14 protein-coding genes are annotated in these 16,303 nt (G+C 66.7%); 13 read left to right on the top strand and 1 reads right to left on the bottom strand.

What is annotated here, in order from left to right; genetic code table 11:
- Positions 1–154 precede the first annotated feature (154 nt).
- From WI697_RS16050 to WI697_RS16040, 3 genes are all read left to right on the top strand, one after another.
- A complete protein-coding gene (locus tag WI697_RS16050) occupies positions 155–514 on the top strand; it encodes a hypothetical protein (RefSeq protein WP_345959133.1) in 360 nt (119 codons plus the stop codon).
- Between the two features lie 99 nt (positions 515–613).
- A complete protein-coding gene (locus WI697_RS16045; protein WP_345959132.1) occupies positions 614–1,531 on the top strand; it encodes a glucosaminidase domain-containing protein in 918 nt (305 codons plus the stop codon).
- A 20-nt stretch (positions 1,532–1,551) separates the two neighbouring features.
- Entirely contained in the window at positions 1,552–2,598 is a 1,047-nt protein-coding gene (locus WI697_RS16040; RefSeq protein WP_082828488.1) for an NUDIX hydrolase, read from the top strand.
- Positions 2,599–2,640: 42 nt separating this feature from the next.
- Here the strand turns inward: WI697_RS16040 and WI697_RS16035 are convergent, their stop codons facing one another.
- Positions 2,641–4,779: an autotransporter outer membrane beta-barrel domain-containing protein gene (locus WI697_RS16035; protein WP_345959131.1), complete on the bottom strand. Its 2,139-nt coding sequence runs from the start codon at positions 4,777–4,779 to the stop codon at positions 2,641–2,643.
- 361 nt (positions 4,780–5,140) lie between these two features.
- Between WI697_RS16035 and WI697_RS16030 the strand changes: the two genes are divergently transcribed.
- From WI697_RS16030 to WI697_RS15985, 10 genes are all read left to right on the top strand, one after another.
- Positions 5,141–7,786, top strand: a complete 2,646-nt coding sequence (locus WI697_RS16030) for an ABC transporter ATP-binding protein (RefSeq protein ID WP_345959130.1) — start codon at positions 5,141–5,143, stop codon at positions 7,784–7,786.
- Between the two features lie 46 nt (positions 7,787–7,832).
- Positions 7,833–8,363 carry a cyclic nucleotide-binding domain-containing protein gene (locus WI697_RS16025; RefSeq protein ID WP_014745568.1) on the top strand — a complete coding sequence of 177 codons (531 nt, stop codon included), beginning with the start codon at positions 7,833–7,835 and terminating at the stop codon, positions 8,361–8,363.
- 292 nt (positions 8,364–8,655) lie between these two features.
- Positions 8,656–9,882: a 5-aminolevulinate synthase gene (gene hemA, locus WI697_RS16020; RefSeq protein WP_345959129.1), complete on the top strand. Its 1,227-nt coding sequence runs from the start codon at positions 8,656–8,658 to the stop codon at positions 9,880–9,882.
- Positions 9,883–10,015: 133 nt separating this feature from the next.
- The gene (locus tag WI697_RS16015; RefSeq protein WP_345959128.1) at positions 10,016–10,270 is read left to right on the top strand and encodes a DUF6898 family protein; all 255 of its coding nucleotides are present in this window, start codon (positions 10,016–10,018) and stop codon (positions 10,268–10,270) included.
- A gap of 515 nt (positions 10,271–10,785) precedes the next feature.
- A complete protein-coding gene (locus WI697_RS16010; protein WP_014745565.1) occupies positions 10,786–11,700 on the top strand; it encodes an ABC transporter permease subunit in 915 nt (304 codons plus the stop codon).
- A complete protein-coding gene (gene livM / locus WI697_RS16005; RefSeq protein WP_345959127.1) occupies positions 11,700–13,025 on the top strand; it encodes a high-affinity branched-chain amino acid ABC transporter permease LivM in 1,326 nt (441 codons plus the stop codon). Before WI697_RS16010 ends, livM begins: the two co-directional genes overlap by 1 nt.
- A 19-nt stretch (positions 13,026–13,044) precedes the next feature.
- Positions 13,045–13,932 carry an ABC transporter ATP-binding protein gene (locus WI697_RS16000; protein ID WP_345959126.1) on the top strand — a complete coding sequence of 296 codons (888 nt, stop codon included), beginning with the start codon at positions 13,045–13,047 and terminating at the stop codon, positions 13,930–13,932.
- Complete coding sequence (locus tag WI697_RS15995; protein ID WP_014745562.1) at positions 13,932–14,642, top strand: ABC transporter ATP-binding protein; 711 nt, start codon at positions 13,932–13,934, stop codon at positions 14,640–14,642. Before WI697_RS16000 ends, WI697_RS15995 begins: the two co-directional genes overlap by 1 nt.
- Positions 14,643–14,670: 28 nt before the next feature.
- A complete protein-coding gene (locus WI697_RS15990; protein ID WP_062763810.1) occupies positions 14,671–15,024 on the top strand; it encodes a DUF6867 family protein in 354 nt (117 codons plus the stop codon).
- A 133-nt stretch (positions 15,025–15,157) separates the two neighbouring features.
- On the top strand, positions 15,158–16,273 hold the full coding sequence (locus WI697_RS15985) for a branched-chain amino acid ABC transporter substrate-binding protein (RefSeq protein WP_014745560.1): 1,116 nt from the start codon (positions 15,158–15,160) through the stop codon (positions 16,271–16,273).
- The last annotated feature ends 30 nt before the right edge of the window (positions 16,274–16,303 follow it).

The raw sequence follows: 16,303 nt of genomic DNA, 5'->3' as shown, positions 1-16,303 counted from the left end.
GACGTTTTCGCTCGACCTTCGAGCCGTCATGCTGCAGCTTGATGACACTCCCCCTTGTTCGGGGGGGGCGCGACAACTGAGACTGGTATAAGTGATGTACCGTTCCCCCCGATGGTCGATTACCTTTTCTCTCGTCATCTCTGTCATGCTGCCGATGGCGCTGGATGCCCACCCGGCCCGGGCCGACGACGCCCACACCGGCATGTGCGCAGCCTCGGCCGCGGTCGAACCCGCCGCGACGGGCATCTTCGGTGACAACCTGGACAGTCATCTCTCCGAACAGGATCGGCGCTGCCTGACGGTGGTTCTGAACGAGGCGGCGCCGGCACAGACGGCAAGATGGACCCTGGCCGACGGCACGCTGATGCTGGTGACGCCGGGCCGGGAGCGCGGCACAAGGGGGGTGCGCTTCTGCCGCGACCTGCGCGCCACCGTGCTGGAGGGGACGAAGACCGACACCGACTATGTCACCGCCTGCCGGGTCGGGACCGGCCCCTGGGGGCCGGTGAGCTGAACCGCACAGCACAGCCTGCCCCCCGGCCCCGGGGGGAGGCTGCCGGATGACGGCGCTTTCCTCTGGACCCGGTTGGTCGGCTCGGCTATCCATCTGGACATGACGGGATATCGCCACAGCCCTCCGATCGCGACCGGATGCCGTGCTCGCCTGCTGGCCTGCGCGCTCGGCATGGCCGTGTCGGCGGGGCTGACCGACGGCCAGGCTGCGGCTGCGTCTGATCTGATCCGCCATCTGCCCCCACGCACACCCCTGGTGACCATGCCCTGGGCGGTGGAAGAGGGCGGGCTGGATGTCGCGGTGCTGAGCACGCCCCGGCCGGTCGTGACGCCGCTTCCGACCGCCCGGTCGCGGACGAGCACGCTTCCGCCGATCCGGCTGCCGGGCGACATCGACGCCGCCATGGGCGATGAGCGCAAATCCCGGTTCCTGGGCACGGTGCTGCCGGCAATCGTTGCGGTCAACAATGCCGTGCTGGGCGAACGGGCCCGGCTTCAGGCCATTCTGCGCGATGTGCGGGCGGGCATCACCCCCAGCCCGCGCGACCAGGCCTGGATCGCCCAGATCGCCCGCTTCTATCGCGGCAAGGCCACCGATCTGGACGACCTGCTGGCCCGCGTCGACGCCATTCCCACCTCGCTGGCGCTGGGGCAGGCGGCCCTTGAATCCGGCTGGGGCACGTCCCGGTCGGCGCGGGAAGGCAATGCGCTGTTCGGCGTGATGACCTGGGACGATGCGCTGTTCGTGGTGAAGCCCTACGAGACGATCGTCGAATCGGTCATCGACTATGTCCGCACCCTGAACAGCCATCCCGCCTATGCCGAGTTCCGGGCCGAGCGTCAGATGATGCGTCGCATGGGCGAACAGCTGGATGGCGGCCTGCTGCTGCGTCACCTGACCCGGTACTCCGAACTGGGCGGGGACTATATCGAACGGGTCACCGTGGTCATCCGGCAGAACGGCTTTGCCGATTATGATCGCATGGATCTGCTGGCCCCCTGGGTTCCGCACGGCTGACCGGCGCGAGGCATCCCCCCATGACGGGTTCCGACCTTCCGCCGCCGGTCGAACATCACGTCCAGTCCACCGTGCGTGGCCCGGGCGAGGGCGGTGTGGTGGTCGGGCTTGCCGCCGCCATCGTGGCGGTCACCGATGATGACCCGCGCATTCTGGTGGTGCATGGCGACGAAGGCGACGCCCTGCCGGCCGGCCCGTTCCGGCCCGAGGCGCACCGGACGCTGGAAAGCGGTCTGCGCGCCTGGGTGACGGCGCAGACCCGGCTGCCGCTCGGCTATGTGGAACAGCTTTACACCTTCGCCGATCGCGGCCGTGACCCGCGGGAATGGCAGGGGGGGCCGCGGATCGTGTCGATCGGCTATCTGGCCCTGGTCCGCGAGGCAGTGCCGCCGGCCGATACCGAGGCGGGCTGGCGATCCTGGTACGACCTGTTGCCGTGGGAGGATCGCCGGGCCGGCATACCGCCCGTGGTGCGGGATGTCATCCGGCCGAAGCTGGAAGCCTGGGTCGCCGCGGCGGCCTCGGCCGAGCGGGTGCGGCGGCGGGCAAGGGTCGATCTGGCCTTCGGTGCCGGCGCCGGCGAGGCGGCCGACTGGCATGACGAAATGGTGCTGGAGCGCTATGAGCTGCTCTACGAGGCGGGCCTGGTGGCCGAAGCGGTGCGGGACCGCAGCTTCGGCGTCGCCGCAGCCCCCGGCGGGGGCAGTGACGGCGGCGTGCCGGCCAAGGGGTGGAGCATGGGGCGGGCGATGGCCTTCGACCATCGCCGCATCCTGGCGACCGCCATCGGTCGCATCCGCGGCAAGCTCGCCTACCGCCCGCTGGTCTTCGAGCTGATGCCCCCCGCCTTCACCCTGACCGGGTTGCAGACGGCGGTGGAAGCCCTGGCCGGGCGCGGGCTGCACAAGCAGAACTTCCGGCGGCTGGTGTTGCAGGCGGGGCTGGTGGAGCCGACCGGCCGGATGACCAACGAGACCGGCGGCCGCCCGGCCGAACTGCATGCCTTCCGCGAGGATGTGATGCGCGAGCGCGGCGGGGCCGGGCTGCGCCTGCCCGGCCGCCGCTGAGGCCCGCCGTCGCGACGCCCCCACGCCCGCAATGCCACGATCTCAGAAGCCGATGCGCAGGCGCAGCCGACCGGTATGTTCGGTCCGGTACTTGTCGCCGGCGAGCGTCGCATAGTCGGCGGTCAGCGCGACGTCGTTGCCGATCAGCGCGGTGACGCCGAATTCCAGCCGGGCGTAGTCGGGATCGACCTTGTCGATGGGCGCCGTGCCGCTCGACAGGGTGACGGCGTCGGCGCCGTCCTCGTATTCATGTTCCCAGGCCATGCGGCCCGAGAAGATCAGGGCGCCCCAATCCATCGACCGCATCACCGAGGCATGCATGCCAAGCTGCGAGGTGACCGACTTTGCGTTCTGATCTTCGAAGGTGACGCCGCCGGTGCCCCGTTCGGTGAAGCCGTCGATATCGGCCTTCAGATACTGGCCCTGGACGAAAGGCCCGAACACCCAGCGGGTGGGGGAAAAGCGGCTGATGCGGGGCCGGAAGTCATAGCCGACCCGCAGCGTGCCGCCCCATTCCCGGCCATCCGGCGTAGCGGTGACGTCGCCGGTGCCGGTGTCGCGGCGATAGTCGTAATCCAGCCAGCTATGGGCGAGGGTCAGATCGGCATAGGCCGATTTCGCGAAGGTCGCCGAGCCGTAGAGCATGGCGGTATAGCCGCGGGTGTCGATGCGGGTGCGGGTGCTGTCGATCTCGCCGTCATAATCGCCATAGCCGAAACCGGCACCGAACAGCAGGCTGTCGAAACCGCCCTCGTCGCGCAGCACCTCGTAATCGACCCCGCCGACCAGGTTGATGGCGTCGTAATCGACCGTGACACCGCTGGCCCGGGTGCCGTCGATCTCGCCCACGGAGTATGAGGCGGTGACATAGGCGCGCAGACCTTCGACACCGCCCATGTCGCGTGCCTGGGCCGTGTTGCCGGCGGGCGCTGCGGCCGCATTCTGGGCCAGCTGGGCCAGCTGGATGCCGCCATCCTCTTCAGCCGAGACCAGCTGGGCGAGCGGGGCGGTGAGGGCGGTGATCATGCCCGAACGCCCGCCCCAGAACACGTCGGTGCCTTCACCGCCATGCGAGAGGCCGGTCAGACGCTGCGAGACCAGGCGCATATGTTCGCGCGCCATGGCGAAGGCCATCTGCCGGAAGGCGTTGGCATAGGGAATGGTCAACCCGCCGCTGCCGCCACCGCCGCCACCGATCGGCGTGCCGCCGACGCCCGCGAAGGCGAAGATGAAGGTGTTGGGTGTGCCGGCATCGGCGTCGCTTTCAGGGCCGTCCGAGGGTTTGCCGAGCGAATAGATCTCGGCACCGACCGCCTTGAGCGCCGCCAGCGCCTGGGCCTCGTTGCCGGCCGCCCCGTAATAGATGGTGAACGTGACCTCTTCGCCGACCGGCAGCTTGCCGAAATCGAAGTCGAACACCGCCCCATGGTCGGACGGGCCGCCATTGGTGAAGTTGCCGTTGGCGACCGTGCCCGTCGCCGGGATCGCGCCCTGCGGCGTGTTGGGATTGCCGTCGGCGAAGCCGTTATTGCTGACGGCGATCAGCTTGGTCGCCGGCCAGCCCTGAATGGTGACGACCTCGGAGAACTGGGTGGGCGGAATATCCCAGTCCATGGCACGGCGATAGATCAGCTTCGCAACCTCGCCTGCCGCCGAGGCCGAGATGTTCTTCACCGTGACGTCGACCTGATACAGGTTCTTCACGCCGTCGATCGGCTTGAAATCATGGATCACCTGCAGCACCCGGCCATCGGCGCCCGGCTCGACCACATTCACCACCGATCGGGCGGCGCTGCCTGTTGATGTCGCATGGGTGCCGGTGCCGCTGACGGTCAGGTCGACACTGGCAGCGTCGATATTGGCGGTGCCGAAGCTTTCGCCGGCCTTGCCGAACAGGGTGGTGCCGATATCGGCGATGCCCCAGCCTTCGCAGGCGCAGCCGGGCCCCAGCGCTTCACCGAAGCTGCCGCTGGTGTTCTTCTCGGGAAGATAGGTCAGGCCGATCGGCGTGGATGCAGAGCCCGGGACGACGAGATTGCCTTCGGGATTTATGCCGAGCTGCACCGTGCCGTTGTCGATGATCGCCTGGGCGACGGCCCCGGTGGATGCCACGGTGGATGAAAGCGCAACCGCGAGCGCGGCGACCGAGGCCGTGCCCCGGAACCGGAGAGAAATCTGCATGGCCTCTAGCCCCTGATCGTATCGCGTCGTGATGCACCGGCCCCGGCGATGCCGGGCCGTGTTTACGGACTATGGTTAACCCGTCCTTGACGCGACGATGGCATTGCGGTCTCGGCCCCCACAACCATCGGAACGGGGGGCGCCCGAACAGGGGGCCTTGAACAGGGGGACCGGAATTAGGGGGAGGGGGCTGAACGGACGACATATCCGGGCACTGCCCCCGGCCGCCTTCCGACCGTCGGACTTGCGGCCGGCCTGCGCTGCGCTTAGGCTGATCGGCGGCCGGAGGGGCGGCTGCCGGGATGGGGCGATTCCGGCCTTCGTGGGGGCGGACAAGAAGAACAAGAAGGGGTGCGTATCGATGGAACATTCGCTGTTCCGCTATATCGTTCGCCATAGTCTGCGACATCAGATCATCCTTCTGATCCTCACCGTCGCATCCTTCCCCTTCCTCTATATCTTTCTGGACCTGCCCAAGGTCATCCTGAACAAGGCGATCCAGGGCAGCGATTTCCCGAAGACCTATTTCGGGTTTGAATTCGATCAGCTGGAATATCTGTTCGCACTCTGCGCCATCTTCCTGCTGTTGGTCATCGTCAACCAGGCCTTCAAATACGTCATCAACGTCTACAAGGGCCTCTTGGGCGAGCGCATGCTCCGGCGGCTGCGCTATGACCTGTTCATGCGGGTGCTGCGCTTCCCGCTGCCGCATTTCCGCCGGACCAGCGCCGGTGAGACCATTCCGATGATCACCAGCGAGGTGGAGCCGCTTGGCGGCTACATCGCCGAGGCGATCGCAACCCCCGCCTATCAGGGCGGCACGCTGCTGACCATTCTGGCCTTCCTGTTCGTGCAGGACCCGTTGATGGGGCTGGCGGCGATCTCGCTCTATCCGATCCAGATCTATCTGATCCCGAAGCTGCAGCGCAAGGTCAACAACCTGGGCAAGACCCGGGTGCGGCTGATGCGCAAGGTCTCTGACCGGATCGGCGAGACGATTACCGGTATTCAGGAAATTCGATCGAACGATACGGCGGCCTATGAGCTGGCGGATTTCGCGAACCGCATGAACGGCGTGTTCTGGGTTCGTTACGAAATCTATATCCGCAAGTTCTTTATCAAGTTCCTGAACAATTTCATTTCGCAGCTTGGTCCGTTCTTTTTCTTCACCATCGGCGGCTATCTGGTGATCAAGGGGCAGCTGTCGATCGGTGCGCTGGTGGCGGTGATCAGCGCCTATAAGGAGCTGTATTCGCCGTGGAAGGAACTGCTCGCCTATTATCAGATGAAGGAAGACGCGCGGATCAAGTATGAGCAGGTCGTGGCCCAGTTCGAGCCCGCCGGCATGATCGATCCCGACCGTCTTCTGTCGGATCCGCCCAAGATCGAGCCCTTCACGGGGGAGATCGTCCTCTCGGGCGTCAGCCTGGCCGACGAGGGCGAAATCCAGCTGCTGGAAGGGGTGAGCCTGCATCTGCCGCTCGATGCCCATACCGCCGTGGTCGGCGGCGCTGGCAGCGGTAAGCACGAACTGGCGCTGATCCTGGCGCGTCTGGCCGACCCGCAATCGGGACGGGTGACGATCGGCGGCCAGGATCTGGCCGGCCTGCCCGATGCGGTGGTCGGGCGGCGGATCGCCTTCGTCGGCGCCTCGACCGTGTTCTTCAACGGCGCCCTGGCCGACAACCTGCTCTACGGTCTGAAGCATCGCCCGGTCATCGCGCGCGAGCTGGACGGAGAGGCGAAGCGGCTGTGGGAGCGGGACCTGAACGAGGCACGGCGCTCGGGCAATTGCGAATGGGACATCAATGCCGACTGGATCGATTACGAAGCGGTCGGCGGCGAGGGGATCGAGGCGGTTGAACGCCGGATGATCGAGGCCCTGAAGATCGTGCGGCTGGACGACGACGTCTTCGCACTGGGCCTGCGCGGCCGGATCGATCCGAAGGCGGAGCCAGAGCGGGCGGCCCGGGTGCTGGAAGGCCGCGAGAAATTCCACAGCGCCCTCGGCGCGGAAGGGTTGGGCAAGCTGGTCGAACCCTTCGAGGTGGAGCGCTGGAACGACAACGCCAGTGTCGCCGAAAACCTGCTGTTCGGCGCCCCGCGCGGCGATGGTGAAGAGCTGGAGGCGCTGGTCGAGCATCCCTTCGTCGAAGAGGTGCTGACCGATGGTTCGCTGGATGCAGATCTGGTCGAGGCCGGCCGGCGTATCGCTGCCACGATGATCGAACTCTTCGCCGACCTGCCGCCCGACCATGAGTTCTTCGAGCAGTACAGCTTCATCTCGTCGGAAGATCTGCCGGGGTATCAGACGCTGCTGAACCGCATCGAGCGCGAGGGCGTGGGCGCACTCGACGCCCAGGAACGTCGTCGCCTGGTGGGGCTGGCCCTGCAGCTGATCCCCGCCCGTCACCGGCTGGACGTGCTCGACGATCGGGTGCGGGAGCGGATCCTGGTTGCGCGCAAGCGCCTGATGGAACACGGACCCGGCGACCTCAAGGCACGGATCGAGTTCTTCGACCGGACGCGCTATCATGCCCGCAGTTCCATCCAGGACAACATCCTGTTCGGGCGCATCGTCCACGGCCAGGCCCAGGCGCGCGGCAAGGTGGGGCAGAAGCTCGCCCAGGTGATCGACGAGGCGGAGCTGCGCGACGTGGTGATGGCGGCGGGGCTGGCCTTCCAGGTGGGCTCCGGCGGTTCCAGGCTGTCGAACGCACAGCGCCAGAAGGCGGCGATCGCGCGGGCGCTGCTCAAGCGGCCGGATCTGCTGGTCCTGTCGGAGGCGACCTCCGCCGTCGACACGCTGGAGCAGGTGGACCTGGTGGAGCGCCTGCGCGAGGCGATGGCCGGGCATTGCATCGTGTGGTCGCTGCAGCGCCCGGCGCTGGCGCGGAGTTTCGACCGTGTGGTCGTGATGCAGGGCGGGCGGGTTGCACAAACCGGCACGCCGGACGAGATCGATCAGGAAGGCAGCGCCTTCCGCCGCCTGACGTCCGAGGGCTGATGGTGCGCGATCGGGGAATGCGTCCCGTGGGATGCATGCAAGGGGAATGGGCGCCGGCGATGATCCGGCTGCCAAGGGGCAGGAGGCGACGGTGAGCCTGATTCGCGATGTCGAAGTGCTGCGCAATGTGCCGATGTTCGCCAACATCGAGCCGGCCAAGCTCAAGCTCGTCGCCTTCACCAGCGAGCGGCTGACCTTCGATCCGGGCGACCGGGTGTTTGCCGAGGGCGATGTCGGTGATGCGGTGTTCATCATCGTCGAGGGCTCGGCCGAGGTGCAGGTCGCAACCCCGCGCGGCCCGTTGAAAGTGGCCGATCTGGGCCGCAACGACGTGGTCGGCGAAATCGCCATTCTGTGCGATGTGCCCCGGACCGCGACTGTGGTGGCGGCAACCCCGGTCATCGCGCTCCGGATTTCCAAGGAACTGTTCTTCCAGTTGATCGCGCAGGTGCCGCAGATGGCGGTGGAGATCATGCGCGAGCTGGCCCGCCGGGTTGATCGCACCACCGAGCGCTACCGCCTCGCAGTCGCGGGTGACGAGGGCGGATCGGGTGCGGCAGAGCCGGTCGACGCCTGAATTTCCGGGCGTCCATCCGCGGCGCGTCGTTGTGTCGCGTAGGCTGTCGGCCTATCTTTGTGGCATGAACATGTCACGCCTCGGGCGACGCCGGTTTCAGGCCGCACTGCCGGTCTCTGGCCGATACGCCGGTTCGGGTGCGTGACGTGTCCGAGCCAAGAGGAAGCGCCCCGTTCCGACCGGTCCCCCACCGGAACCGGTCCTGCGGGAGAAGCCTTCCCGGCACGTGGGTCTCGAGCCCGACGGACGAACCGCCGGGCGGACCGCGTCACGACGTGTTGTGAGGTTAGTGATGGACTATCAGGCGTTTTTCGAGGCCGCGCTCTCTGATCTCAAGCGCGAAGGCCGCTACCGCGTCTTCGCCGATCTCGAACGCCATGCCGGCGCTTTCCCGCGCGCCACCCATCACGGTCCCCAGGGGACCCGCGACATCGTCGTCTGGTGCAGCAACGATTATCTGGGCATGGGCCAGCACCCCAAGGTGCTCGCGGCCATGCAGGATGCGGTGCGGAACATGGGCGCCGGTGCGGGCGGCACGCGCAATATTTCGGGCACCAACCATCTGCATGTGCTGCTGGAAGCCGAGCTCGCCGATCTGCACGGCAAGGAAGCGGCCCTGCTGTTCACCTCGGGCTACAACGCCAACGAGGCGGCGCTTTCGACCCTCGCGCGTGGTCTGCCCGGATGCCATCTGTTCTCCGACGCGCTCAACCACGCCTCGATGATCGCCGGCATCCGGCATTCCGGGGCGGCGCGGCACATCTTCCGGCACAATGATCCGGCCGATCTTGAGGCGAAGCTCGCCTCGGTCGACCCGGCGGCGCCCAAGATCGTGGCCTTCGAATCGGTCTATTCGATGGATGGCGACATCGCGCCGATCGCGGAGATCCTGGATGTCTGCGAGCGCCATGGCGCCTTTTCCTATATCGACGAGGTTCACGCCGTGGGCCTCTACGGCCCGCGTGGCGGCGGTGTCGCCGAAGCGCGGGAGCTGATGGGGCGGATCGACCTGATCCAGGGCACCCTCGCCAAGGCCTTCGGTGTGGTCGGCGGCTATGTCGCCGCCTCGGCCGCGACGGTCGATTTTATCCGCAGCAATGCGCCGGGCTTCATCTTCTCGACCTCGCTGCCGCCGGCGATTGCGGGCGGTGCGCTCGCGAGCGTGCGGCATCTGAAGGAAAGCACGGTCGAGCGCAGCCGCCATCAGGAGCGTGCGGCCCGGCTGAAGCGGCTGCTCGCCGAAGCGGGCCTGCCGGTGATGCCGTCGGTCAGCCATATCGTGCCGGTGATGGTGGGGGATCCGGTGGCGTGCAAGAAGGCCAGCGACCTGCTGCTGGACGAGCACGGCATCTATGTCCAGCCGATCAACTACCCGACCGTGCCGCGCGGTACCGAACGGCTGCGCTTCACGCCCAGCCCCTTCCATGACGACGCGATGATGGACCATCTGGTCGAAGCGCTGCTCTCCGTCTGGAGCGAGCTCGGCCTCGACCGCCGCCAGGGGGCTGCGGTCGCCTGATCCGCCTTTTCCGCAGGCATTCGAGCCGACGGCGCCGGAGGACTTCCTCCGGCGCCGTTCTTGTGTCGGTGCGACTTGTGTCGCAGGCCGGGCAGGGCCAGATTATCCGGATCATCCGCCGAAGGACCCGCCCATGGCCGCCGATGCCGATATCCTGCTGGAGATAACCGCGACCGCAGGCTTCCTGAGGGTGGCGGCCGTGGATGCAGCCACGGGCGAGGAAGTGGTATTCATGGCGCCCCACGGCACGCCCGAGGCGGCGTTGGCGCGGCTGGCGCGCGACAAGCTCGCCTATGTCCGCAACCGCCGGAATGCGGGGGCGCGACCTGCACAGGATGCGGCGCCCGCGACGGTTCCGCGCCCCGGCGGCCGTTCGATCATCGTGTGACGGTCCGCGGTCGCCGATCGGCCGGATCCGCCGTCCACTGATGGTGGACGAGACCGGCGAATATGTTCGAAGTTGCATGTGCCTCCCGAGTTTCCCGGAAGGAACGCGATGCGATAGTGCCGCGCGCGCAAATCTTCGGGAAAGCGGCATTCGGGGCTTGCCGCACCCTGTGGCCAGTGGCTACTCTTTTCGACAGATCGATGACAGGGGATCGAGGCCGCGACCGGGGGGTCGCAGAGAAGCCTCGACACCGGGGGCTGCAAGACGATTGCAGGACATGACGGGCGATCACGGATGACCAGGGGGAAGGCGTCATCCGTTCGGACCACGTTCACGACCGGGACGGCGGGTCAGGTCAGAGACCTGCCGGAAGCACAGGGCCATTCTCTCAGGGGAGAGGGGATGCCGGTTGCAGGGCGTGTGTGTCCGACGGAGGCGACCAGCCGGGCAGACGGGATGACGATGTCAGGGGCTGCGCGTCATGACGGCCGTGACCAAGACCGTATCGGGGGGTCATGGACTACTTTCTTCAGCAGTTGGTCAACGGGCTCACGCTCGGCGGCATCTATGGCCTGATCGCCATCGGCTACACGATGGTGTACGGCATCATCGGCATGATCAACTTCGCCCATGGCGAGGTGTACATGATCGGTGCCTTCATCTCGCTGATCGCCTTCTCGGTGCTCGGCATGGCCGGCATTACCTATGTGCCGCTGGCCCTGCTGATGGTGCTGTTGATCGCGATGGCCTTCACCGCCGCCTATGGCTGGACGATCGAGCGCGTGGCCTATCGGCCGCTGCGCGGATCCTTCCGCCTGGCGCCGCTGATCTCGGCCATCGGCATGTCGATCTTCCTGCAGAATTATGTCCAGATCGTGCAAGGCGCGCGCACCAAGGCGCTGCAGCCGGTGATCTCGGGCGGGATCAGCATCCACGGCTTCGGCGACAACGCCGTCACCATCTCGTACATCCAGATCCTGATCGTGCTGACCACGGTGGCGGCGATGACCGCCTTCACCCTGGTGATCAAGCAGACGCCGCTCGGCCGGGCCCAGCGCGCCTGCGAGCAGGATATGAAGATGGCCTCGCTGCTCGGCATCGACGTCAACCGGACGGTGGCGCTGACCTTCGTGATGGGTGCGGCCCTTGCCGCGGTGGCCGGGCTGATGGTCACGCTCTATTACGGCGTGATCGACTTCTTCATCGGCTTCCTGGCCGGGCTGAAGGCCTTCACCGCGGCCGTGCTGGGCGGCATCGGTTCGCTGCCCGGCGCCATGCTGGGCGGGCTGCTGCTGGGGCTGATCGAGGCCTTCTGGTCCGGCTATTTCTCGGCCGAATACAAGGATGTGGCGGCCTTCTCGATCCTGGTCGCGGTGCTGATCTTCCGGCCCACCGGCCTGCTCGGCCAGCCTGAGGTGGAGAAGGTCTGATGGCGACCACCACCGGAACCCCTGCCGCCGGCCGGCCCAACCCCGTCGGCGCGGCGATCAAGGATGCGGGTCTCGCCGCCTTCGTCGCCTTCATCCTGGCCCTGCCGATGCTGGGCCTCAAGACCGTCGCCGAAGGCCCGGTCGTGGTGGTGGAACCGCGCTGGGACTGGCTGATCATCGCGGTCGTCGCGGTGTTCTTCGGCCGGCTGGCCATCACCACCTGGGCCCGGGTCCGCGGTCCGGCCCATGGCGGCGCCCGCACCGGCACCCATGCCGGCCAGGGTGTGGCGAAATATCTGAAGGGCATCGGCTGGGGCGGTATCGTCGTGGCGATCATCCTGCCGCTGATGCCGTTCATGGACCGCACCTCGGTCGACCTCGCCACCCTGGTGCTGATCTATGTGATGCTGGGCTGGGGGCTCAACATCGTGGTCGGCCTGGCGGGTCTGCTCGACCTCGGCTATGTCGCCTTCTATGCGGTCGGCGCCTATTCCTATGCGCTGCTCAACGCCTATTTCGGCTGGTCCTTCTGGGCCTGCCTGCCGCTGGCCGGGCTGTTCGCCGCCTCGTTCGGCATCGCGCTCGGCTATCCGGTGCTGCGTCTGCGCGGCGACTATCTGGCGATCGTGACGCTGGGGTTCGGCGAGATCATCCGCGTGGTGCTGCTGAACTGGAGCTGGTTCACCGGCGGCCCCAACGGCATCGCCAGCATTCCGCGGCCGAGCTTTTTCGGGTTCGAGTTCACCCGCAATGCCGGCGAGGGCGAGACCGCCTTCCACGAGCTGTTCGGGCTCTCCTATTCCTCGGAACACCGGGTGGTGTTCCTCTACTACCTGATCCTGGCACTGGCGCTGATCACCAATCTGGTGGTGCTGCGCATGCGCAAGCTGCCGATCGGCCGCGCCTGGGAGGCCCTGCGCGAGGACGAGATCGCCTGCCGGTCGCTGGGCATCAATCCCACCAATGTGAAGCTCTCGGCCTTCGCGCTGGGGGCCACCTTCGGCGGCTTCGCCGGCGCCTTCTTCGCCACCCGCCAGGGCTTCATCAGCCCCGAGAGCTTCGTCTTCACCGAAAGTGCCGTGATCCTGGCGATCGTGGTGCTGGGCGGCATGGGCAGCCAGGTCGGCGTGGTTCTGGCCGCCATCCTGCTGATCCTGCTGCCGGAACTCGCCCGTGATCTGCAGCAGTTCCGCATGCTGTTCTTCGGCCTCGCCATGGTGCTGATCATGATCTGGCGGCCGCGCGGCCTGCTCGCCTTCCGCGAGCCGACCATGCAGCTCTCGCGATTGAGGTCCAGGCTGGGCCTCAATGGGCGCGACGGATGAGGCGGGGAGGATCCATCGGATGACGACGACCGCAACCGCGGCGCCCCGCGCGACCACCGCCCCGGCGCCGCTGCTCGAGGTCGAGCACCTGACCATGCGTTTCGGCGGGCTGACCGCCGTGAACGATCTGAGCTTCACCGCCGCCAAGGGCGAGATCACCGCGATCATCGGCCCGAACGGCGCCGGCAAGACCACGGTGTTCAACTGCCTGACCGGTTTCTACCGGCCGACGGCGGGGGCGCTGACGCTGCACACCGCGGAAGGTGCCCGCAAGCTGGAGCGGATGGACGGCTTCCGCATCGCCCGCGCCGGTGTGGCGCGCACCTTCCAGAACATCCGGCTGTTCCCGAGCCTGTCGGTGCTCGAGAATCTGCTGGTCGCCCAGCACAACCTGCTGATGCGCGCCTCCGCCTTCTCCATCGCCGGCCTGTTCGGCCTGCCATCCTATCGCAAGGTCGAGACCGAAGCGCTTGAGCTGGCGGTCGACTGGCTGCGCCGGGTGGAGTTGATGGACCATGCCGACCGGCTGGCGAGCGAGCTGCCCTATGGCCATCAGCGCCGGCTGGAGATTGCCCGTGCCATGTGCACCCGTCCGGCGGTGCTGTGCCTGGACGAGCCGGCGGCGGGGCTCAACCCGCGGGAATCGCTGGAACTCAACGATCTGTTGCTCTCGATCCGCGACCGCGACGGGGTGGGGCTGCTGCTGATCGAACACGACATGAGCGTGGTGATGACCATTTCCGACCACGTCGTGGTGCTGGATTACGGCCGCAAGATTTCCGACGGCCTGCCGGAAGCGGTGCGCAACGACCCCGCCGTCATCCGCGCCTATCTGGGCGAGGAAGAGGATGACGAGCTGCCGCCCGAGGTCGCAGCCGATCTCGGCATCAGCCCGGAGGCGCAGTGATGCTGGAGATTTCTGGGCTGGAAACCTTCTACGGCAACATCCAGGCGCTGAAGGGCGTGTCGATGTCGGTGGCCGAGGGGGAGATCGTGTCGCTGATCGGCGCCAATGGCGCCGGCAAGTCGACCCTGCTGATGAGCATCTGCGGCAATCCGCGGGCGCGATCCGGCCGGATCGTCTTCGACGGCCAGGACATCACCGGGCTCGACACCCACCAGATCGTGCGCATGGGCATTGCCCAGTCGCCCGAGGGCCGGCGGGTCTTCCCGCGCATGTCGGTGATCGAGAACCTGCAGCTGGGGGCGGTGACCACCGATCCCAAATATTTCGCGCAGGATCTGGAGCGGGTCTTTGACCTGTTCCCGCGGCTGAAGGAGCGGCGCAATCAGCGCGGCGGCACGCTGTCGGGCGGTGAACAGCAGATGCTGGCGATCGGCCGGGCGCTGATGAGCCGGCCGCGGCTGCTGCTGCTCGACGAGCCGTCGCTGGGGCTGGCACCGCTGGTGGTGAAGCAGATCTTTTCGATCATCCGCGAGATCAACACCTCTGAGAAGATCACCATCTTCCTGGTGGAACAGAACGCCTTCCATGCGCTGAAACTGGCCCATCGCGGCTATGTGATGGCCACCGGCCAGATCGTCACCTCGGGCACCGGCCAGGCACTTCTGGCCGATCCGGAAGTGCGGCGGGCCTATCTGGAGGGCGGGCATTGATGCGCGCTATCGATGGGGGGAACGGTTCATGGAAGCCGTGATCGGAAGCAGCCTGCCGGTCTTCATCGGCGTGACGCTGGCGCTGATGGGCTTCTGCGCCTACATGACCGGCCGCGCGTTGGCCATGACCTGGCGGCCGGTCTGGCATGCCGTGCCCTATGGCATGCTGCTGGCCGCGGCGTCGCGGTTCCTGAAATACGCGCTCTATGACGGTGAGCTGATATCCTTCACCGGTTATGTGGTGGATGCGGTGGTGCTCGTCGCGATCGCGATGATCGTCTATCGTGCGTATAACGCGATGATGATGGTGAAGCAGTATCCATGGGCCTATGAGCGCGCCGGGATTTTCGGCTGGCGCGAGAAGGGTGGGGCTGCCGGCTGAAACCGGCTCGGCCCCTGGCTCAGGGCGGTTGAGGCCCGGGCGGTGGCGCCCAGGACGATTGAGATGGGTTTCCGTGCCGGGGGAGCGGGCGTGATCGCCCGTCGGCACGGGTCAACAGGGAGACGACCAGACCATGACCAGGACTTCGATCAATCGCGGTCTCAAGGGGGCGCTGCTCGGCGCCGTGGCGACGCTGGCGCTGGCCGGTGCGGCGCAGGCCGAGATCGTGATCTCGGTTGCGGGCCCGATGACCGGCCAGTACGCCGTCATCGGCACCCAGATGCGCAACGGCGCCGAAATGGCGGTGAAGGACATCAACGCCGCCGGCGGCGTGAATGGCGAGCAGCTGCGTCTGGTGGTGGGCGACGATGCCTGCGATCCGAAGCAGGCCGTGTCGCTGGCCAACAAGCTGGTGTCGGACGGCGTGGTCTTCGTCGCCGGCCACTGGTGCTCGTCGTCGTCGATCCCGGCGTCGGACATCTACAATGACGAGGGCATCGTCCAGATCTCGCCGGGCTCCACCAACCCGCAGCTGACTGAACGCGGCCTCTCGGGCGTGTTCCGCACCTGCGGTCGCGACGACCAGCAGGGTGAGGTGGCGGCCGCCTTCATCAACGAGCATTTCAAGGGCAAGAAGGTCGCGATCCTGCACGACAAGACCACCTATGGTCAGGGTCTGGCGGACGAGACCAAGAAGAATCTGAACAAGCTGGGCGTGCAGGAGGCCATGTATGAGGCCTATACCGCCGGCGAAAAGGACTATTCGGCCCTCGTCACCAAGATGAAGAACGAAGGCATCGACCTGATCTATGTCGGCGGCTATCACACCGAATCGGCGCTGATCCAGCGCCAGGCCAAGGAAGCCGGCCTGAACGCGGTGCTGATGTCGGGCGACGCCATGGTCACCGAGGAATGGTGGTCGATCACCGGCCCGGCCGGCGAGGGCGCGCTGATGACCTTCAGCCCGGATCCGAAGCTGAACGAGGCGGCGGCCCCGGTTGTGGCGAAGTTCCAGGAATCGGGCTTCGACCCCGAGGGCTACACCCTCTACACCTATGGTGCGGTCCAGGCCTGGGCCCAGGCGGCCAATGCCGCCAAGTCGGTCGACTTCGAGCCGGTGAACAAGAACCTCCACTCGATGAAGTTCGACACCGTGCTGGGCAATATCAGCTTCGACGCCAAGGGCGACGTGGCTGCCCCCGGCTACGTGGTCTATAAGTGGAGCAACGGCAAGTACGCCTATTATTGATCCGCGCGTTCATCCGCAACGATCAGGAAT

Source organism: Tistrella mobilis, from assembly GCF_039634785.1.
Lineage (GTDB): Bacteria > Pseudomonadota > Alphaproteobacteria > Tistrellales > Tistrellaceae > Tistrella > Tistrella mobilis.
This window is presented reverse-complemented; position numbering and strand designations above follow the sequence as displayed.